This window comes from Alcaligenes sp. DN25 (assembly GCF_023674485.1).
In the GTDB taxonomy this organism is placed as follows: Bacteria; Pseudomonadota; Gammaproteobacteria; order Burkholderiales; family Burkholderiaceae_B; genus Alcaligenes; species Alcaligenes phenolicus.
In genome coordinates this window covers 2,932,857-2,951,433 of sequence record NZ_CP098408.1, presented here as the reverse complement: position 1 = coordinate 2,951,433, position 18,577 = coordinate 2,932,857, and the positions used below count along the sequence as shown (strand labels likewise).

At 55.8% G+C, this 18,577-nt stretch carries 16 protein-coding genes and 3 tRNA genes; 5 read left to right on the top strand and 14 right to left on the bottom strand.

Going from position 1 to position 18,577, the window contains the following annotated elements; all coding sequences use genetic code 11:
• Positions 1-2: 2 nt before the first annotated feature.
• The 5 genes from NBV64_RS13760 to NBV64_RS13740 form a co-directional block, all read right to left on the bottom strand.
• Positions 3-1,973, bottom strand: coding sequence for an esterase/lipase family protein (locus tag NBV64_RS13760; protein ID WP_250755954.1), 1,971 nt, complete (start codon positions 1,971-1,973; stop codon positions 3-5).
• Positions 1,974-2,090: 117 nt separating this feature from the next.
• Positions 2,091-3,083: a toll/interleukin-1 receptor domain-containing protein gene (locus tag NBV64_RS13755; RefSeq protein ID WP_250755953.1), complete on the bottom strand. Its 993-nt coding sequence runs from the start codon at positions 3,081-3,083 to the stop codon at positions 2,091-2,093.
• 203 nt (positions 3,084-3,286) lie between these two features.
• A tRNA-Gly gene (locus tag NBV64_RS13750) sits at positions 3,287-3,362 on the bottom strand.
• A gap of 37 nt (positions 3,363-3,399) precedes the next feature.
• Positions 3,400-3,473: transfer RNA gene (locus NBV64_RS13745), tRNA-Cys, on the bottom strand.
• 42 nt (positions 3,474-3,515) lie between these two features.
• Positions 3,516-3,591: transfer RNA gene (locus NBV64_RS13740), tRNA-Gly, on the bottom strand.
• A gap of 315 nt (positions 3,592-3,906) precedes the next feature.
• Between NBV64_RS13740 and murB the strand changes: the two genes are divergently transcribed.
• Positions 3,907-4,917 (top strand): UDP-N-acetylmuramate dehydrogenase, encoded by a 1,011-nt coding sequence (gene murB / locus NBV64_RS13735; protein WP_250755952.1) that lies wholly within the window; start codon positions 3,907-3,909, stop codon positions 4,915-4,917.
• Here murB and NBV64_RS13730 read toward each other — a convergent pair.
• The 4 genes from NBV64_RS13730 to NBV64_RS13715 all read right to left on the bottom strand — a co-directional run bounded on the left by NBV64_RS13730 (position 4,914) and on the right by NBV64_RS13715 (position 9,463).
• Positions 4,914-5,585: a GntR family transcriptional regulator gene (locus NBV64_RS13730; RefSeq protein WP_009459563.1), complete on the bottom strand. Its 672-nt coding sequence runs from the start codon at positions 5,583-5,585 to the stop codon at positions 4,914-4,916. The genes murB and NBV64_RS13730 overlap by 4 nt on opposite strands.
• Before the next feature lie 391 nt (positions 5,586-5,976).
• The gene (locus NBV64_RS13725; RefSeq protein WP_250755951.1) at positions 5,977-7,338 is read right to left on the bottom strand and encodes an MFS transporter; all 1,362 of its coding nucleotides are present in this window, start codon (positions 7,336-7,338) and stop codon (positions 5,977-5,979) included.
• Between the two features lie 155 nt (positions 7,339-7,493).
• On the bottom strand, positions 7,494-8,741 hold the full coding sequence (locus NBV64_RS13720; RefSeq protein ID WP_250755950.1) for an iron-containing alcohol dehydrogenase: 1,248 nt from the start codon (positions 8,739-8,741) through the stop codon (positions 7,494-7,496).
• The gene (locus NBV64_RS13715) at positions 8,738-9,463 is read right to left on the bottom strand and encodes an alpha/beta fold hydrolase (protein WP_250755949.1); all 726 of its coding nucleotides are present in this window, start codon (positions 9,461-9,463) and stop codon (positions 8,738-8,740) included. Before NBV64_RS13715 ends, NBV64_RS13720 begins: the two co-directional genes overlap by 4 nt.
• Positions 9,464-9,599: 136 nt before the next feature.
• On the opposite strand from NBV64_RS13715, the gene NBV64_RS13710 reads away from it, so the two are divergent.
• Positions 9,600-10,322 (top strand): GntR family transcriptional regulator, encoded by a 723-nt coding sequence (locus NBV64_RS13710; protein ID WP_009459556.1) that lies wholly within the window; start codon positions 9,600-9,602, stop codon positions 10,320-10,322.
• A gap of 14 nt (positions 10,323-10,336) precedes the next feature.
• Here the strand turns inward: NBV64_RS13710 and NBV64_RS13705 are convergent, their stop codons facing one another.
• The 3 genes from NBV64_RS13705 to NBV64_RS13695 all read right to left on the bottom strand — a co-directional run bounded on the left by NBV64_RS13705 (position 10,337) and on the right by NBV64_RS13695 (position 12,944).
• Entirely contained in the window at positions 10,337-11,155 is an 819-nt protein-coding gene (locus NBV64_RS13705) for a sterol desaturase family protein (RefSeq protein WP_250755948.1), read from the bottom strand.
• Between the two features lie 471 nt (positions 11,156-11,626).
• Entirely contained in the window at positions 11,627-12,418 is a 792-nt protein-coding gene (gene dapB, locus NBV64_RS13700; RefSeq protein ID WP_250755947.1) for a 4-hydroxy-tetrahydrodipicolinate reductase, read from the bottom strand.
• Between the two features lie 25 nt (positions 12,419-12,443).
• Positions 12,444-12,944 carry an outer membrane protein assembly factor BamE gene (locus tag NBV64_RS13695; RefSeq protein ID WP_196784070.1) on the bottom strand — a complete coding sequence of 167 codons (501 nt, stop codon included), beginning with the start codon at positions 12,942-12,944 and terminating at the stop codon, positions 12,444-12,446.
• A gap of 113 nt (positions 12,945-13,057) precedes the next feature.
• Between NBV64_RS13695 and fur the strand changes: the two genes are divergently transcribed.
• Complete coding sequence (gene fur, locus NBV64_RS13690) at positions 13,058-13,513, top strand: ferric iron uptake transcriptional regulator (protein ID WP_035272094.1); 456 nt, start codon at positions 13,058-13,060, stop codon at positions 13,511-13,513.
• A 176-nt stretch (positions 13,514-13,689) separates the two neighbouring features.
• Here fur and recN read toward each other — a convergent pair whose 3' ends face one another.
• Together recN and NBV64_RS13680 are read right to left on the bottom strand one after the other, a co-directional pair.
• Positions 13,690-15,339 carry a DNA repair protein RecN gene (recN, locus tag NBV64_RS13685; RefSeq protein ID WP_250755946.1) on the bottom strand — a complete coding sequence of 550 codons (1,650 nt, stop codon included), beginning with the start codon at positions 15,337-15,339 and terminating at the stop codon, positions 13,690-13,692.
• 6 nt (positions 15,340-15,345) lie between these two features.
• The gene (locus tag NBV64_RS13680; protein WP_009459550.1) at positions 15,346-16,245 is read right to left on the bottom strand and encodes an NAD kinase; all 900 of its coding nucleotides are present in this window, start codon (positions 16,243-16,245) and stop codon (positions 15,346-15,348) included.
• 127 nt (positions 16,246-16,372) lie between these two features.
• Between NBV64_RS13680 and hrcA the strand changes: the two genes are divergently transcribed.
• A complete protein-coding gene (gene hrcA / locus NBV64_RS13675; protein WP_009459549.1) occupies positions 16,373-17,386 on the top strand; it encodes a heat-inducible transcriptional repressor HrcA in 1,014 nt (337 codons plus the stop codon).
• A 63-nt stretch (positions 17,387-17,449) separates the two neighbouring features.
• Positions 17,450-18,535, top strand: coding sequence for a ferrochelatase (gene hemH, locus NBV64_RS13670; protein WP_009459548.1), 1,086 nt, complete (start codon positions 17,450-17,452; stop codon positions 18,533-18,535).
• Positions 18,536-18,577: the final 42 nt, after the last annotated feature.

Sequence of the window (18,577 nt, the reverse complement as noted above, 5' to 3'; positions counted from 1 at the left end):
TGCTACTGCTCCCGCAAAATCCGCCGAATTTCCAGAATTGCCTCGGGCGTTTCCTGTACGCTGTGGGAGAAGGGAATCACCAGTTCCGAGGTCGCACCAGGTAGATGGGAGCTTTGATAGGGCACCAGCCCATCGTCCGAATACAGCAGGTCTTTTTTGGGCGTGTAATTGGCAATAATGCTGTGATACCGCACTTGCGTGGAGATCGGCATTTTGGAGGTGATCTGCATGAAGGGATCGCTGTCGCGCAGGCTTTCCACGCCATTGGGCAGGATCAGCATCTCGTCTTTGGCGGGCGTATTGCCAACCGCCACCTGGCTAAGCTTGTTGAGTTGCGTCACCACCGTAACTGGCAAGGTAATCAGCGCCGCTGCCAGACGTGAAATACGGTTTCCCGCAAACGGTGTGCCCTTGTGAGGCGCAGCAATAAAGATCGCTGTCGTCACCCCGGGCAGAGGAGAGAAGTGCACCACATTGCCAAACTCCCGATTCATTTTGGCGATGCTGACATCATCCATTTGATAACGGTCGCGGGCTGCGTCTTCCAGTAGATTGTCGGACGAGGACACCAGCAAACGTCCCAGCACACCGCCCATGCTATGGCCGATCACCACGATATTGTTTGAGGCAATGGCCTTCCTGTCCGGATCAAAATGCCGGAAGGTTTCTGTCAGGGCTTTGCGAATCTCGGCATTGTTGTAGGGCAGGGGCAGATTGGTTGGATAGTAGACCTGCCAGATCTGATAGCGATCCCGTAACTCCTCATCGCCCAGCACCTCATTGGCGACGTTAATCCAAGCTTCCGGGCTGCTGGCCAGGCCGTGCAGCATGATGATGACGCGGCGATTCGGGTCATAGGGTTGCAGCAGGAACACATGCGGGGATTCAATACCACCGTCCCGTCCCAGGACGGTGCGTAAAGCCTGGGTCGAGAAGTCCGAGCGCGCCAGCCATAGCCCGTAGGCAGAGGTGTAATTGGCCGCCAAGGGCACTTGCACGTCTTTCAGCTTGACGCTGGTTTGCTGGTACGGATCGTAGCCAATAATGGTGGCGTCGCGAGTTTGCAGAACCTGGGACAGGGTTTCGCCGGGGAAAGTAATAATCCCCGTGACAGCCTGGAAAGGCGGTTCGCTGTAGGTGCTTTGAAAGCTGTTTGGCGTGACATCCTTTGACTCGTTCACGACCACCATCTCGGCTCCAAAACCGTCGCGCCGATAAATGCTGCGCACCCCGCGGAATGTTAATTGGGAGGCCGGAATCAGCTCATGGGGCTGAGGGGCGGTGGCATCGCGTACCTGGGACAGATCACCACGAATACGCCACCGACCAATCTCGATAGTTTTCTGGAAGGCGTAGCTGGTGTCGTGATACTTGGCAAACAGCAGCATGGTCGCTTGCTGCACCGCGTAGTTGTAGTAGTCACGCACCTGGGTCTGGCGGTCTTCAAATGCCCGGTCTCCTGGCCTGCGATCCGTGAAGAACAGATAGGCGTAGGCATAGCGGGCGCTTTGCAGATAGGCATCGAACAGCTCGGTCGAGAAGTCTGGCCGGGCATTGCGCCGACCTTGCAAGCGCAAGGCCTCTTGCGTCCAGATCTCGGCCAGGGTGGCCATGCGCTGCTCGGTGTCCAGGTTCCATAGCTCGGTCAGCCTGGAGGAGCAGTGGGGAATGTCTTTAGCGCATTGCTCGGGCGCGATAGCCAGACTGGTCAGCGTATCGCGTGCAGAGGCGCTGAGCTTGTTGGTAGTCAGAATATCGCCACGGCGCTGGGCAATGTAATCCTCGGTGCTGACGGTGGCGATTTTGACGCCAGCGCAGCCGGTCAGGGCTAGAGAGAATAGGGCAATGGCTCGGGCCTGGTGGCTTCCTGGCAGACGAATATGTGCCCTAAGTTTTTTTACGTAGGTGAAAATGGCAAGGGACAACCCTATGGGGGATTGGCCTGTCAAAGAGGAAATTAATGAAGCCATCATGGTCCAGAGCAGAAGGGCGCTTGCCTGTACTGAGCCGATTAGGAGATCTGTTACCACGATACAGACTGGTAAAAATTTACCATCATCGGATGGTGCACGCGACGATAAAGCATGATTTCAAGGATTGTTTGCCTTTGACTCGCTGCAGGACTCTGCTGCATTAAGGAGTCGCTCCAGAACATCAGCACCACTCGGACTCGCTAGTAAGTTATCGATCAGGTCATTGGCATTAAAAGTGAATGGTTCATGGATATAAATCATTCTGAAAAACTTTGTAGCTATTTGCGTGCCGGCGGAATTTAACAAGCTCTCTTCGTTTTCTCCCGTCAGCATAGGGAAGAAAGTTGACACGACGGCGGTAGCCAAGGGACGTAACTCCGTCGAGATTGCTATGTATTCCCAGTGCCAGCGTCCCTGCATGGGATTGGATGTCGGGCCTTCGTCACCAAGCATATAGTCCCAACGTTTACTTCTCTGCATCCATTGCGGTGGCTTGAGTAAATAGGGTGCGGAATTGTCTGGATGCACCATGACCTCGTGATTCAAGCCATTACCCCAAATTAGTATGGGATGTCGTTCCATAAAACGAATAGCTCTCTGTCTTAAACGAAAGAAGGTTATTTGGTCATTAATCTCGTTTTGCAGCTGTGCCTGGCTCAAGCCCTCGGCGACCCCTAAAACGGTTAAGCCAAGAGGAAGGCTTTGGCAGTGCAGCGCTTGCAGATCTACATAAAGACGACCTGAAAGCGGGGCAGGTAGATGTTCTGCACAGCCCGGCTCTAAAATGAGTGGGATGATCCTAACCCCTGGCTCATGAGCGATTTCTGCTAATAGGCGCAGTTCTGTATACAAGCCTGAGCCGTCTTTTTGAGCCGCGGCTAGGTAATCTTGGTCACACAGGCACAAGACGAGAAGGGGGCGTTTTTTTAGGGCGTTGCGAATGCTGTGCTCAAGGAGCTCGCCTAAAGCGATTGTGTCGCGATCCCAGAAGACATCGTATTTCCAGTTCAGGCTGGTAATGATGCTTTCACGTAGCCATTCTTTTTTTTCGAAGCAAGCTCCCCAAGCATATGAAATGAAGATGGAATTGCTGTGATCTGCCACTATCATGTGCCCCCCTTAAATTAGCTTATGCTTTCAGTTTGGCGCCTCACAGAAAGAGTAGGCCGCCCCAATTTAAGAGTCAGCATTAGCAATGCTGATCCTACCAAGAATGCTTGAGGATGTGCCCAGATATTAGGGAGAGAGGGAATGTGTTGTTGAGAGAGCAAGAAAAGAAAAAAGCCCAAACCGAAGTTTGGGCTTTTTGAATTTGGAGCGGGAGACGAGTCTCGAACTCGCGACCTCAACCTTGGCAAGGTTGCGCTCTACCAACTGAGCTACTCCCGCATTTTTTACTGCACTACCGACTTGTGACCAGAATTACTGGAGGCGCAAGCCGGAATCGAACCGACCTAGACGGATTTGCAATCCGCTGCATAACCACTCTGCCATTGCGCCGTGGTCGATTAAAAAGGGAAGCCTAGGCTTCCCTTAGGAATCTGGAGCGGGAGACGAGTCTCGAACTCGCGACCTCAACCTTGGCAAGGTTGCGCTCTACCAACTGAGCTACTCCCGCATTTTGCTGTGCAGATTGAATCTGTTTTCAGCGTTTTACTTATTAGCTATTGCTTATTAAGTAAAGAAAGCTAGTTTAGAGTGGCTATCTTTGTTTGTCAAGCGTTTTTGATATTTTGCCTAAGCTTTTTATCAGTACTGCCTAACGAACTAGCCTGCCTTCAAACTGCTTTTTGCTGCGAAACCGACGCTGCGCTAAGCAAGAACGTAACTATAGACTGCAGCAAAGAAGCTTGTCAATAGATTCTGTAAATTTTTCCGGAAAATTGTCTGTCCGAGCTATGCTTACTGCTTTCTTTGATCGTGGGACAGGGCCGTGGATAGGCAGCGTAATGTGGATTTGAGCTCTTTTAATACCTTGGGTTTGGGCAGCCGCGCGCGCGACCTGGTGGTGTATGACAATGTTACCCAGCTGCCTGCCTTGCAAGCGCTGGTGGAGCAGGGGGAGCGTATCTTTGTGCTGGGCGGTGGCAGCAATGTGGTGCTGGCCGAGCAAGTTGATGCCCTGGTGATCAAGGTAGAAAGCAAAGGGATTGGTTTACTGCAGGAGCGGGACGATGCCTATATCGTGGAAGCGCAGGCGGGTGAGTGCTGGCATGACTTTGTGCAGTATTGTTTGAATCAAGGCTGGCCCGGTCTGGAAAATCTGGCCTTGATACCTGGCACGGTGGGTGCGGCTCCGGTTCAGAATATTGGTGCTTACGGGCTGGAGCTGGAGCAGCGGGTGCACAGCGTGCTGGCCTGGAGCTTTAAAGAAGGCAAAGAGGTGGAACTGTCTGCGGCCGAGTGTGGCTTTGCTTATAGAGACAGTCGCTTCAAGCACGACCCGGCTGGAAGCTGGTTGATTCTGGCGGTGCGCTTTGCCTTACCGCGTCAGTGGACGCCGGTGCTGGAGTACCCCGATCTTAATAAGCAAGCTCATTTGGCGGGGGAGCCAGACCCTCAACGTATTTTTGATGCAGTCTGCGAGATTCGTCGTCAAAAATTGCCTGACCCTCGTGTCTTGGGTAATGCGGGCAGTTTCTTCAAGAATCCCCTTGTGCAGACCGAGCAGCGTGATGCCTTGAAGCAGCAATGGCCCAATCTGGTTTCTTATGAAGTTGGACAGGGCCAATGCAAACTAGCGGCGGGCTGGTTGATTGACCAGTGTGGCTGGAAAGGCAAGCGTGATGGTGCCGTGGGCGTGCACGATCGCCAGGCTTTGGTGCTGGTGAATCATGGTGGCGGAACTGCGCATGATATTGAACGCCTGGCCCAGGCGATTCGGGGTTCTGTTCGGGAACGCTTCGGCGTGGAGTTGGAACAAGAGCCCGTTATTGTCAATTAAACATCGACCGCGCCCCACCATCGCAGAGTTTGTGCCAGATGGTGGCGCACGGCTTCCATGGCCGCTTCGGGGTTTCCTGCCTGTAGCGTATCCAGAATCTGTAAATGCTCCTTCATGGCGGGCACAATGCGCTCGGGTAAAGGGCGGCGCGAGTGCTGCAGCACATTGATGCGATCACAGTTCTCTTCGTAGATTGTCATGGCCGAGCGGTTCTGTAGTGCTTGAGCCAGATAGCGATGCAAGGCCCAGTCCACTTCCATGGCCTGAATCTGCAAAGCGGTGGTAACAAGGCCGCTTTGTGCCTGCTCCAGAATCTTCTCGTGCTTGTCCCGCAAACTCTCCAATGCGGGCTGCTTGGCACAGCTAGCCAGTATCCTGGCCCCCTCCTGATCAAAGACACAGCGCAGCTGAAAGCATTCCCGTAGCGCTTCCGTGGTTGCCTCCAGAACCAGCACTCCCCGCTTGGGCAGGATGGACACCAGCCCGGCAGCCGCAGCGCGTTTGACGGCTTCACGCACTGGGGCCAGAGGGAAGTCGCTTAATTTCATCAGCTCCGCCATCGACACCATCTGCCCCGCGCGTACCTGCCCTGTAGCCAATAAATGACGAAATGCCTGAAACGCCTGGGTGGCCAGCAAAGTGTCATCAGAGGAGGAGGGAATACTCATTTAGCGTCTCCGGTTTGCGCGCGTCGGGTTTCGTATTTGATTTTAGTTATGTTTGGCATTTCAAATTATATATATTTTGAAATGCCAGACGGGATTTTAGCTTGCGGACTTATTCTTGAATAAACAGCGCTTTGCGCAGATTTATGGCGCATAAAAATAGGGGTTTTGATATCGAGTTTGGCTTGCCCAAACCCTTGCTTTGAATAGTGGTTTATCTGATTGTGGCGGGCTTGAGCAACTGGGGAGGGGCGCGTTCAGTTCGTTTTGTTTCTGAGCGGCACTGGGAATTGAGTTTGGCCATTCATAAGCTAAAAACCCGTGTCAGCGACATAGGCTGACACGGGTTTTTTATTGAGCATTAAGTTAACTAATCATCAATTGAATCAGTCTCTTAAGCCGAAACTTCCTCCAGCGAACGTCCCTTGGTTTCCACCCCCAATGCAATCACCACCAACGCTGCAATAGAAAAGGAAATAGCCCCCAAGGTGAAAACGCCTGCATGACCGGTCCAGGGCAGGATAAAGCCCACCAGCAGCGGTCCGAACAAGGAACCCAGTCGGCCAATGGAAGAGGCAAAACCTGCGCCTGTGCTGCGTGTCCGCGTGGGGTACAGCTCGGGGGTGTAGGCATACAAAACCGACCACATGCCAAACATGAAGAACTGCATGCACAAACCGGCGCCAATCAATTGGGCCACAGGTGCTTGGCTGGTGGCGACATGGCCATAAATAAAGGCACAGCCGGCGCTACCGAATAGCATCAAGACCATGGTTGCCTTGCGTCCCCATTTCTCCAGCAACCAGGCCGAGAAGATGAAGCCTGGAATACCGGCCAGGGAAATATAGATGGTGTAGGTAACGGACTTGGTGACTTCATACCCGGCTTGTTGTAGCAGTGCGCCCAGCCAGGTAGTCAGACCGTAGTAGCCCAGCAAGGAGAAGAACCACAGCATCCACAGCATCAAGGTGCGGCGGGCGTATTGGCCTTGCCAAAGTTGGGCAAACAGCGCGCCACGTTTCAACTTCTCGCAAGGGGTGGGAGGCAGGGGAGAGGGCAGGGCCTGGCCGCCGTTGGCCTGAATAACTTTATGTTCAAAGGCCGTGGTGACTTGTTCGGCGCGGTCGTTATGGCCTGCTTCTTCCAGCCAGCGGGGGGACTCAGGAACCCAACGGCGGATCACAAACACAAACAGGGCGGGGATAGACAGGGCAATGAAGATCCCGCGCCAGCCTATATAGTCCAGGCTCAGGTAGGTCAGAATCCCGGCGCTGATAAAGCCCAGCGGCCAGAAGCCTTCCAGAATCGCGATGTACCGACCGCGACTTTTAGCGGGCACGATCTCCGAAACCATGGCCAGGCCGATGGGAAATTCCATTCCCATGCCAAACCCCAGCAGCACCCGGAACGCCATCAACTGCTCGACGTTTTGGGACAGGCCACAGGCCAGGCTTCCTACACCCCAAAAAATCATGCTCCATTGAAAGACAGGTTTGCGCCCGTACTTGTCTGCCAGCATGCCCGCAATGGCAGCACCCAAAAACATGCCTAAAAAGCTGGAGCTGGCCAGCATCCCCGCTTGCGCGGTGCTGAGCCCCATTTCTACTTTGATGGAACCTAAAACAAAAGTCATGATGCCCAGGTCCATGGAGTCAAAGAACCAGGCGGTCGCGATAATACCGAACAGCATGCGTTGATAGCGTGTCATGGGTAATCGCTCCAGGCGATTGGCCACATTGGGGGATACGGCTGTCATTGGTGTCTCCTGTAGGTCCGCTCTTGTGGCGGGTTTTATGTATAGGTGACCTGCCGTCAGGCCATGGCAGGCCTTTTTTCTTCTACTAATATATTACATGGATACTAGTGGTATCTATTTTAAGATTAAATAATGGTATGTACTTAGCTGGCTAATTAATTGTGGGTTAGTGCTCCGGCTAAAGAGCCCTCAAAAGCGTGTTGAATAATGCGTTGATAGGCGCTGGTGCAGTCAGCAACCGGGAAGGCTTTGGCAAGACGAGTCACTTGCAGGGCGTCGCTCAACAGGCGCTCCAGCTGATGCTCTTGTACGCCGCATTGGCTCAGGTCAGAGGGGGTGTCCAGTTGTTCGACCAGCGACCGCACATAGGCAGGCAGGGCCAGTAAGGTATCTTCCGGCTTGCCGGTTGGCATGCCCAGTAGTTGGGCGACTTCCAGCAATTCCGAGGCGCGAGTTTCACGCAGTTCGTCCAGAACGTAGGGCAGCAGCACGGCATTGGTGGTGCCGTGAGATTGATGCGTCAAACCTGCCAGTGCGTAGGCTATGCCGTGTACCGCATTCAGACCTGCCGTGCCGTAGGACAGGGCGGCATAGTAGCTGGCGCTGGCCATGCCATCACGGGCTTCAGTGTCGGTGCCGTCGCGATAGGTTCGCAGCATGTACTGGCCGCACAGGCGTATGGACTCGCGTGCGAACATCATGGTCAGGCTGGATCGGCCACTATAGCTAGGGTCGGGGCTGCCACCACGATCAAACAGGCTGGCATCCTGCGTCATAAAGGATTCAATCGCGTGGGTCAGGGCATCGATACCGGCGTCGGCAGTGACGCGGGGTGGGCAGCTATCGCTGAGTTCCGGGTCGATGACCGCAATGGCGGGACGCAGTGCATTGCCCATGACGGCAATTTTGGTGGCATTGTCGGGGTCGACCAGAATGGCTCCCGGTGTTGCTTCTGATCCCGTGCCGGAGGTGGTGGGCAGGGCGATCAAGGGCAAGGGCTTGGTGTGGGCGGGCCAGGTCCCGCTGTAGGTGCGTATGGGCTCCCCGGTGGGGACGGTCAGACACAGGGCTTTAGCCAGATCTATATTGCTTCCGCCGCCCAACGCCAATACGAAATCGATAGGGTGATCGGCCAGGTGAGCACGTACTTGCAGCGTGGCCTGATCACATAAGGTAGTGGAAGGATCTGGCTCGCCACCATCAAAAACCACAAGCTCAATTCCCTGTTCTCTACAGGCGGCGATGTGGTCCTGAACCCAGGTGGTTTGAATGGTGAAAAAACGGTCGGTAATCAATAAGCCGCGACGCCAGCCCAGGTGGGCAATCAAGGCAGGTAGTTCATGGCGGCAGCCGCGTCCCATCAGGGTGCGGGGTGGTGGGCAAAAGAAAACGTGTGTGTTCATACGGCAGTCCTTGCGGTGTGTAGAGAGCAGAAGGGTTCTATCAATGAGGCGATCAGTTCAGTGTGCGAGCCCAGAATGCTGTGGCCCGCATCAGGCAGGCTGTGCAAGGTGGCTTGTGGCAGTGCCTGCGCCAACCGGTGGGCGTGCTCAATGGGACAGTCCTGATCCTGCTCGCCGTGGATGATCAAAGAGGGGATGGAAATACGGGGAAGTTGCGCATACAGGTCGTGGTGCCGATTAGCCAGCCAGGTCCAGGCCACATCTAGATGACCTGCGGCCTCCAGCAGGCCCAGGCGCTGTTCCCGTTCTGCAATTTCTTGCAGCAAGGCAGGCGTGTCCTGGGCCTTGAACCATTGAGTCCGGTTCAGGCTGGCTGTGCCCGATAACAACAGCAGGGCTTGAGGCAGTGGGGCCTGTTCGTCCAGTAAAGTCAGACAGGTTTGCAGCACCACTGAGACGCCCAGGCTCCAGCCTGCCAGGACATAGGGCGTGTGTTCAGGCAAGGCTTGAATGCTGGCGCGTAGATCCTGCACAAAGCCGTCCAGCCCGTAATCTTCCTGGCTGGAGCCGCGAAAGGTATTGCCTCGGCCTCGCAAGTCCGGGGTGTGCCAGGACATCAAATTCGAGCTGGCGTTGACCACTGGCAGCCAGCTGCGATGGGTGCCCTGAATCCCATGCACGGCAATGATGGTGGTTTGTTTTGAATCGCAGGCAATGCTCATGTGGCTTCCTGGAGTAGATAAATACAACTAAGATATGAGGCTGTTGCCCAGTTCCGGCCTTGTACTTGCAGGGCCAGAGCAGGCGTCAGAGTTTGGGTGTCAGCAGCAAACGCTGCGTTTTAAAGGCAGGGTCAGCATGGTTACAAGCAAGCGGAAGGTAGCGGGAAAAGGGCAGGCTCAAGATGAGGTGCTGGACATCAAGGCCTTGACGGAACCCAAGCCCAAGCTCACAGACATTGCTTATGAGCGTTTGGAAGAAGCCATCATTACCCTGAAGCTGCCGCCGGGCAGCATCGTGTCCGAGCTGACCTTGAGCCAGATGTTCGAGATTGGCCGCACGCCGATTCGGGAGGCCATTCAACGTCTGGCACGCGAACATTTGATGCTGGTCTTGCCGCAGCGTGGGCTGTTGATTCCAGAGCTGGACATGCCCAAGCAACTGCGCCTGATCGAGACGCGACGGGAGATCGAGCGTCTGATCTGCCGTAGTGCGGCCAAACGGGCGACACGCGATCAACGCGAGCAATTCAAGAGCTTGCATGATGCTTTCCTGGAAGCAGCCACCCAGAACGATGAAGTCAGTTTTATCCGGGCAGATCGACGGTTGAATGAGCTGGAAATCGAGGCGGCTCGCAATGAGTTTGCCGAGGCAGCGATGCGTCTGACACATGGGCTATCCCGTCGTTTCTGGTTCTGCCACTATCAGCAAAATCCGGATTTAACGCAGATGGGCAGACTGCATGCCAACTTGGCGATGTCCATTGCCGGGGGCGATATGGACCAGGCCGGTCAAAGCCTGGATCTCTTGATGGACTACATCGAAGAACTCGCCCGCACGACCCTGATTTCCAGCTTGTAAGTACAGGCAGAGTCTTAGCTGGCCAGACCACGCTCCAGGGCGTGGGCCTCTTCTTTTTTCAAGGCCGGGCCGTCCGTGGTGTCGCCAGTATCTTCAAAACGGAAACGGCTAATAATGGGCTTGAGCTCTTCCTTGACGTGCTTTTCGCTGTAGCCATTGAACAGGTGGCCAAGCAGACCTCGACGCAGATCCGTCGTGCCCATGGCCCAGTCTGCAATCGGGAACGTCAGGTTCATGTTGTACTTCATCATGATGCCCTGATTGTGGTGGGCGGTATGGTGGCGGCGAATGGTGTTGATGAAGGGCATATTGCGCACAAAGCTGTTCTCATGCACATGGCAGCAGTAGTGAAAGGCCTCGTACACCAGGTACTGTGCCACCATGGTCATGAATACAAAATAGCCTGCATTGGGGTTGATGATGGTTGCGGCCAGCCAGCCCAGAATCCCGCCGCCTACCCCCAATGTGGCCAGAACGCGCCAGGGGAAAAACACAATCCGGAACTCCTTGCTGGAATCAATCGTGGCTTCGTTGTCGGTGAAGTACTGGTGATGCTGGCGGGTGTGGCGTTCGTAGATTTCCCGCAATCCAATGATGTTGATGCGTCGGTGCATCACATAACGGTGCATGGCCCATTCAACAAAATTACCCGCCAGAAAAACGGGGATCACAATCAGCCATTCCCAACCTACCGGGCCTAGCTGGGTGATGCTGTAGTAAATCGCTGCCAAGCCCACGATATAGGTCACTACCACGTGAACAATGCCGTTGTAGGCGGGGCTGATGTTGGATTTGTAGTCCTCTCGGAACTTGCGTTGGCGTTCGCTCATCATGTCGGTTGTCTCCTGCGGGAAAAGGTTTATTCTTTAAATATCCAACTGACATATTAGTGATATTTTTTTCTGCGTCAAGCAGGGAAAACAGGGGGGAGGGAATGTGACAAGGGGGCGACTTAAGGGGAGAAGCCGCTGTAGTGCTGGGTGGAGCAGTTTTCAGGCCAGGCTCAGGACTGGCTGTGCAGTTTTACTGGCGGGCTTGGAGCTGCTTTTTTTTTGCGGTGAGGCGAGGCGGGAGGGGGCAGGACGGGACACACTGGACCCAGGCTGGGGCAGGAGATGAAGGGACAGGTAAAGGACAAAACAAGGTAAAGGGCAGGGGCACAGGCAAAGGAATAGGTGCTGGCCAGATCAATCCAGCACGCCACTTTAGGAAAGTAGTCCAACAGGAGGAGGCTCTGTTAAGCGGAGATAAAAAAAGCCGGCTCGAAAGCCGGCTTTTGATCAGAGGGTTTGCACGTCAGGAGCTTACAGGCCCAGCACGTCCTGCATGTTGTACAGGCCAGTGCTTTTATCGCCCAGGAAGCGGGCGGCACGCAGGCTGCCGTTGGCATAGCCAGCACGGCTGCTGGAGCGGTGCGAGATCTCGATGCGCTCGCCTTCGCCGCAGAAAAACACGGTGTGGTCGCCCACAATGTCGCCACCACGGACGACGGAGAAACCAATGCGGCCATCCTGACGGGCACCGGTGTGGCCGTGGCGGGCCCAGTCGGCTACATCGTTCAGGGATTCACCCCAGGTTTTGGCAATGGCTTCGCCCATAGCTAGAGCTGTCCCCGATGGCGCATCCACCTTGTTGCGGTGGTGGGCCTCAAACACCTCGGCGTCGTAGCCCAGGTTCAGCAAGGCAGCCGCCATTTCAATCAACTTCAGGGTGGCATTGACGCCTACGCTCATGTTCGGGGCGAAGACAATGGCAATCTCGCGACCAGCCGCCAGAATCTGTTGTTTCTCTGCTTCGGAAAAACCGGTGGTGCCAATGACCAGACGGGTGCCGTGCTGCATGCAGGCGTCCAGATGGGCCATGGTGCCTTCAGGGCGGGTGAAGTCGATCAGGCAATCTGCCTGGGCCAGGGCGTTCAGGTCGTCCGTGACTTTGATACCTGTGTCTTTACCCAGAAAGGCTCCTGCGTCCTGACCAATGGCTTTGGAGCCGCTGTGGTCCAAGGCCGCGGCCAGTGTCAGGTCAGTACTGTTCAAAACAGCTTCAATCAGCATACGGCCCATACGGCCGTCTGCGCCAGCAATGGCAATGCGCATGTATCCTGTGTCCTTAACGTAAAGCTTAAAGCGTAGGCTGGTTGCCGCTCACGCTGGGCGTTGGGGCGGCTTGGTCGGCATCAGCGGGGGGCGGGGTGTGTTTCTTGCCTGTGTCGCTGCGCTCGAAGGGTTGGCGGTCAGGTTGCTCGTCGCCTTCCCAGCGAACCAGAGTGTCGCCTTCAAACCAGACGGTAAAGGTGCGCTGCTCGCTCTTGCCGTAGCCAGGCTTGTTCAGGTAAGGGTAGTCCCAACGGTCGGCGTGGAAAATGTCTTGCAAGGTGGGCGAACCCAGCAGGTAACGAACCTGTTCGCGTGTCATCCCCGATTGCAGGCGGGCCACTTGCTCGGCAGTGATCCAGTTCCCCTGCTGAATGTCGGCGCGGTATGGGAAGCCCCATTTAGAGGATCCGCAAGCGCTCAGGGCGGCGGCAGCCAGGCTGGCTGCGAGTATGGCGCGGATGACAGGAGTGAATGAATTGGCCTTCTTCTGCACGAAATGCCCCAGTAGGAATAAAATCGTTATCATATAAGGGTTTAGGAAAAAGCGCATGAATTGCGCATTGAACCGCCTCAAGACGAGCTGGTTTTCAACCAGGACGGACTTGAGATCCATCCCCATCAAGATGCGATAATTTAGCCATGAACGATCAAAATGAACTGAAGAACATGGGGCTTAAGGCGACTTTTCCGCGCCTGAAGATTCTGGATATTTTTCGCCGCTCCGACCAGGACGGTCAACGCCACCTGAGCGCTGAAGACGTATACCGCCTGCTTATTGCCGAAGAAGTCGATATTGGTTTGGCCACGGTCTACCGTGTGTTGACCCAGTTCGAGCAAGCCGGCATTTTGGTGCGCAGCCAGTTTGACGGCGGCAAAGCCGTCTTTGAACTGAATGATGGCGATCACCACGATCACCTGATCTGCACCAATTGTGGCGTTGTGGAAGAGTTTACCGACAGCAATATCGAAGCCCGCCAGCACCAGGTCGCCAAAGACCACGGTTTTGTGCTGGAGAGCCATACTATGCTGCTGTACGGCATTTGCCCCAAGTGCTCGGAAGCAGGCAAGCAGGCCAAGCCTACCTTGCGCAGTTAATCCCTTTGTAGAGGGTCCGCCGGTGCGGGATCTGATGATTGGGGGCAGGATAGCCAGGGCGGCATCCTGAAAATTCAAAGAACAATCAGATCCGGATCACAGGGCCTCACGATTGGATACAAAAAAAACCACCAGCTGCCTCGGCGCTGGTGGTTTAGCTTGCGTTTCAAAATTGCTTAACGCTGACGTGCCAGCATTTCCCGCGCATGTTCACGCGTTGTTTGTGTAATTTCCAGACCACCCAGCATGCGGGCGATTTCGTCCACGCGTTCGTCTTGCGTCAAAGGACGGATAGAGGAAAAGGTCTGACCTTGCTCGGTCGTTTTCTCGACTTTCAAATGATGGTTGCCGCAGGCGGCTACTTGGGGCAGGTGGGTCACACACAAGACCTGATGACGTGCCCCCAACTCTTGCAGCAAGCGTCCCACCACTTCGGCCACCGCGCCACCGACACCCGTATCCACCTCGTCAAAAATCAAGGTAGGCACGCGCGCTGCCTGGCTGGCGATAACAGACAGTGCCAATGAAATTCGGGCCAGCTCACCACCCGAGGCCACTTTGGCCAGCGGACGTGGTGTTACCCCTTCGTGACCAGCCACCAGAAACTCCACCTGCTCTGCGCCGTGAACCTGGGGCGCGCAAGCGGTCAGGGCGACCTCGAAGCGACCGCCTTGCATGGCCATGGACTGCATCGCCTGGCTGACCTGTTTACTCAGTTGCACACTGGTTTTGCGTCTTGCGGCACTTAGCTTGCTACTTAGCTCTTGGTACTGCTTTTCAGCCTGCTGAGCCTTGGCTTGCAGGGCTTCCAGATCAAAAGACTGTTGCAGCTGTGCCAACTGTTCCTGCCAGGTTTCCAGCAGGCTGGGCAGTTCTTCGGGCTCCACTTTCAGCTTGCGTGCGGCACTGAAAATGGCAGAAACCCGTTCTTCTGCCTGCGCCAGACGCTCGGGGTCCAGCTCCATATCGCTTAGATAACTGTTCAAGTCCGAAGCTGCTTCGGTGACGGCAATTTGTGCCGACTCCAAGGCATCCACAATCGCTTGCAGGCCTGGGTCATGACGCAGCAGGGCGCTCATTTCGTGGCTGGCTTTGCCCAGCAGTTGCTGTACCGAGGTTTCCTCGCCATCCAGAGCCGTCAGGGCCAAGGCACTGCCATCAATCAAGGCCTGGGCGTGGGACAGGCGGGTGTGCTCTTGTTGCAACTGGTCCCATTCACCTGCACGCAGATTCAGACTGGACAGCTCGTTGATCTGCCACTCCAGACGCTCCTGCTCTCGTTTGCCCTGCTCAGCACTTTGACTGGCCTGTTCGACGGCTTTGCGTGCCTGGCTCAATTGCTGCCAGGACTGCGCCACTTGGCGCGCCAGGGGTAAATGGCCGCCTTGGCTGTCGAGCAGATCGTATTGGCTTTGAGGGTTCATCAGACTTTGATGAGCGTGCTGGCCGTGGATATCCACCAGCAATTCACCCAGTTCGCGCAACTGCGTCAGGGTTGCAGCGCTGCCATTGATGTAGCTGCGGTTGCGACCTTGCAGGTCGATCAGTCGACGCAAGATCAACTCGTCCGCGACATCGAAGTCACGCTCGCGCAGCCAGCTTTGAATGTCTTGTTCACAATCGAAGTGCGCGCTGACTTCAGTGCGCGGACAGCCCTCGCGGATGGCTTTGGCATCGCCGCGTGCCCCCAGCACCAGGGAGAGCGCGTCAATCAGAATGGATTTACCAGCGCCGGTCTCCCCGGAAAAAACCGTGAAGCCGGAGTCGAAATCAATCGTGGCTTGATCCACGATCACAAAGTCTCGAACGTGCAGGGTACGGAGCATAGGGGTTTATTCGTTTTCGTCGTTAGGCAAAGGGATGTGATTCCAGCCCAGCTTCTGACGCAGGGTGGAAAAAAAGCTGTAGCCCTTGGGATGGATAAAGCGAATGGTGTCCTGGGAGCGACGCACGTCGATGCGGTCTCCCTGCTGACAGTCCGACCAGGTTTGCATGTCAAAGTGCACGCTGCCACCCGATTCCACCCGGCCCAGGGCCGTAATGGTCAAGTTCAGGGTGCCTGTGTCGGGTAGCACGATAGGGCGGTGCGACAGGGTTTGCGGAGCAACGGGGACCAGCAAAAATGCCTTCAGGGAAGGGTGCAGCAAGGGACCACTAGCCGCCAGCGCATAGGCCGTGGAGCCCGTGGGGGTGGAGATGATCAGGCCGTCGGAGCGCTGGCGGTACATGAATACGCCGTCAAGCTCGACACGCAGCTCGATCATGCCGCCGCGCCCGGCACGGTTGATGACCACATCGTTCAGGGCCACGCCTGAATACAGCACTTGCCCGTCACGCACCACGCGGCCTTCCAGCATGGAGCGCTCTTCAATGTCGTATTCGCCTTTCAGCACGCGCAGCAAGGCGTCGTTGGCGTCATCCAGGGGAATGTCGGTAATGAAGCCCAGGCGGCCGTGGTTGATCCCGATCAGGGGAACCTTGCTGTGGGCTAATTCGCGCGCAGCGCCTATCATGGTGCCATCCCCGCCCATCACGATAGCCAGATCGGCGCGCTCGCCAATTTGGGCATAATCGCCGATGGGGAATTCGGTAATACCGGCATTCTGGGCGGTTGTGGCCTCAAGCAGCACCGAGCAACCAGTGTTGACCAGGGTTTTAGCCAGCGATCGGATGGGCGCATCCAAGCCGGAGTCCTGGTATCTGCCAACAATGGCAACCGTTTTGAAATGCATGGGGCGAAAACCTTATGATTGATGAAATAATGGCGATCAGTGGATTATAGAGTTGCCACTCTAGGCTTGGCTGTAAGATTCTCCCCTTTATCATGCAGAGCTGGTGTTTTTAAGTGACGTACGCGACATGGATGACAGAGCAAATGCCTTGTTGAAGGTGCTGATCGAGCGTTACATCGCCGATGGTCAGCCGGTAGGGTCCCGTACCTTATCGACCATTTTTGATTTTTCCCCGGCCACGATTCGTAATGTGATGGCCGAGCTGGAAGGCCTGGGCCTGATTCATAGCCCCCACACCTCGGCGGGGCGCATTCCTACGCCCAAAGGCTATCGCCTGTTTGTGGATCGCCTCCTGGCTGCCGAGCGTTTCGAGCGGCCCGATGCACGTAATCTTAGCCAGTACCTGCCTTTTGACGAACCCAACCGGGCCGTCAGTTCTGCCGCTTCCTTGCTGTCGAATCTGTCGCAGTTTGCCGGTGTGGTGCTGGCGCCGAAAAAAGCCCAGACCTTCAGGCAAATTGAATTTATTCGTCTGTCTGACAAACGTGTGTTGCTGATTATCGTCACGCCGGATGGTGATGTGCAAAACCGCATCCTGTTTGTGCCGCGCGACTATCTGGAGCAGGAGCTGGTCGAGGCCAGCAACTTTTTCAATCAGCATTTCTCGGGCATGTCCTTCGAGTCGGTCAAGCTGGCCTTGTCACAGGAGCTCAGCTCCTTGCAGGCGGATATTTCGCGTCTGATGCAACAGGCGGTGGATGTGGGCAGCCATCAGCCCGATAGCGAAGAAGCTGTGGTCATCGCCGGTGAAAGCAAGCTTTTGAACGTGACCGAGATGGTGGCGGACATGGATCGTTTGCGCCGTCTGTTTTCCTTGTTCGAGAAGAAAACCGATCTGCTGCACTTGCTCGATGTCTCCAGTCAGGCCGATGGCGTGCAAATTTATATCGGTGGGGATTCGCAGCTTTTGCCTTTGGATGATGTGTCCGTCATTACGGCGCCGTATGGCGTGGATGGCAAGGTCGTGGGGACGCTGGGTGTGATCGGGCCATCGCGGATGGCGTATGATCGTGTGATTCCTATCGTGGACATTACGGCCCGGCTATTATCCAATGCCCTGAGCCATCACTCTGCCAGTTAAGGTCTGGACCTTCAGTCTGTTGTTGGGCTGAAGGCAATCAGGCTGTCTAACGTACTAATCATCATGCCCAAGTTGTTTGCTTCTCCTTATTTGCCCGAAGCGCAGGACGCCGATATGTTCAATGATCAGGCTCCGGTACGCGAGGCCGGGCCCATCGGTATCTTGCTGGTCAATCTGGGTACGCCGGACCAGCCCGATGCTGCGTCCATTCGCCGCTACCTGGGGGAATTCCTGTCTGATCCCCGTGTCATTGAAATCCCGCAGCCGCTCTGGCAGATCATTCTGCGTCTGTTCATCTTGCCGCGCCGCCCCAGCAAGCTGGCACCGCGCTACAAGGATATCTGGTTGCCACAAGGCGCGCCCTTGCTGGTCTACAGCCAGGCACAGGCAGATGGCCTGCAAGAGCTGCTGCAATCGCAAGGCCATGATGTGAAGGTGGAGCTGGGTATGCGTTATGGCAACCCGTCCATTGCCAGTGGTCTGGATAAATTGAAAGCAGCGGGTTGCGAGCGAATCTTGAGCTTGCCCCTGTATCCGCAGTATGCAGCCAGCACCACGGCTACGGCGGTGGATTGCGTGGCGGAGCACCTTGGAAAACAGCGCAATCAACCTGAGCTGCGCTTCCTCAAGCGTTACCATACGCACCCGGACTACATTGGCCCGCTGGCGGCACAGATACGCCGCTACTGGGATAAACATGGCAAGCCAGAGCGTCTGTTATTGAGCTTTCACGGTTTGCCGCGCCGCTGCGTGGAGTTGGGCGACCCCTATTACCGTGACTGCCGTGAAACGGCGGATGCCTTGCGTGCGGCGCTGGATGAGCCTGCCGTAGAAGTGCATATGGCATTTCAAAGTCGCTTTGGCGCGCAGCGCTGGCTGGAACCCTATACCGAGCCCACCTTGCGCGAATGGGGCAAGCAGGGGGTGGGGCGTGTGGATGCCGTCTGCCCCGGTTTTCTGGCCGATTGTCTGGAGACGCTGGAAGAAATCCAGGTGGAATGCCGCGACGCTTTCCTGGAAGAAGGTGGCCGCGAGTTCCATTACATACCTTGCCTGAATGACGATCCGCAATGGATTGAGGGCCTGGGACGGCTGGCCGTGCAGCATCTGGGAGGCTGGCTGCCCAGCCGTCTGGTGCCAGCCGGATAGCGGTATTGGACGTTTTCCAAGGGGCTGGCCAGCAAAATATGC

Bases quoted from the DNA above. Each gene is read 5' to 3' on its own strand.
- dapB (WP_250755947.1), bottom strand. From the start codon at position 12,418: ATGCGCATTGCCATTGCTGGCGCAGACGGCCGTATGGGCCGTATGCTG.
- NBV64_RS13755 (WP_250755953.1), bottom strand. From the start codon at position 3,083: ATGATAGTGGCAGATCACAGCAATTCCATCTTCATTTCATATGCTTGG.
- NBV64_RS13710 (WP_009459556.1), top strand. From the start codon at position 9,600: ATGGTTACAAGCAAGCGGAAGGTAGCGGGAAAAGGGCAGGCTCAAGAT.
- NBV64_RS13695 (WP_196784070.1), bottom strand. From the start codon at position 12,944: ATGATAACGATTTTATTCCTACTGGGGCATTTCGTGCAGAAGAAGGCC.
- NBV64_RS13760 (WP_250755954.1), bottom strand. From the start codon at position 1,973: ATGATGGCTTCATTAATTTCCTCTTTGACAGGCCAATCCCCCATAGGG.
- NBV64_RS13730 (WP_009459563.1), bottom strand. From the start codon at position 5,585: ATGAGTATTCCCTCCTCCTCTGATGACACTTTGCTGGCCACCCAGGCG.
- NBV64_RS13725 (WP_250755951.1), bottom strand. From the start codon at position 7,338: ATGACAGCCGTATCCCCCAATGTGGCCAATCGCCTGGAGCGATTACCC.
- fur (WP_035272094.1), top strand. From the start codon at position 13,058: ATGAACGATCAAAATGAACTGAAGAACATGGGGCTTAAGGCGACTTTT.
- NBV64_RS13720 (WP_250755950.1), bottom strand. From the start codon at position 8,741: ATGAACACACACGTTTTCTTTTGCCCACCACCCCGCACCCTGATGGGA.
- NBV64_RS13680 (WP_009459550.1), bottom strand. From the start codon at position 16,245: ATGCATTTCAAAACGGTTGCCATTGTTGGCAGATACCAGGACTCCGGC.
- recN (WP_250755946.1), bottom strand. From the start codon at position 15,339: ATGCTCCGTACCCTGCACGTTCGAGACTTTGTGATCGTGGATCAAGCC.
- NBV64_RS13715 (WP_250755949.1), bottom strand. From the start codon at position 9,463: ATGAGCATTGCCTGCGATTCAAAACAAACCACCATCATTGCCGTGCAT.
- hrcA (WP_009459549.1), top strand. From the start codon at position 16,373: ATGGATGACAGAGCAAATGCCTTGTTGAAGGTGCTGATCGAGCGTTAC.
- hemH (WP_009459548.1), top strand. From the start codon at position 17,450: ATGCCCAAGTTGTTTGCTTCTCCTTATTTGCCCGAAGCGCAGGACGCC.
- NBV64_RS13705 (WP_250755948.1), bottom strand. From the start codon at position 11,155: ATGATGAGCGAACGCCAACGCAAGTTCCGAGAGGACTACAAATCCAAC.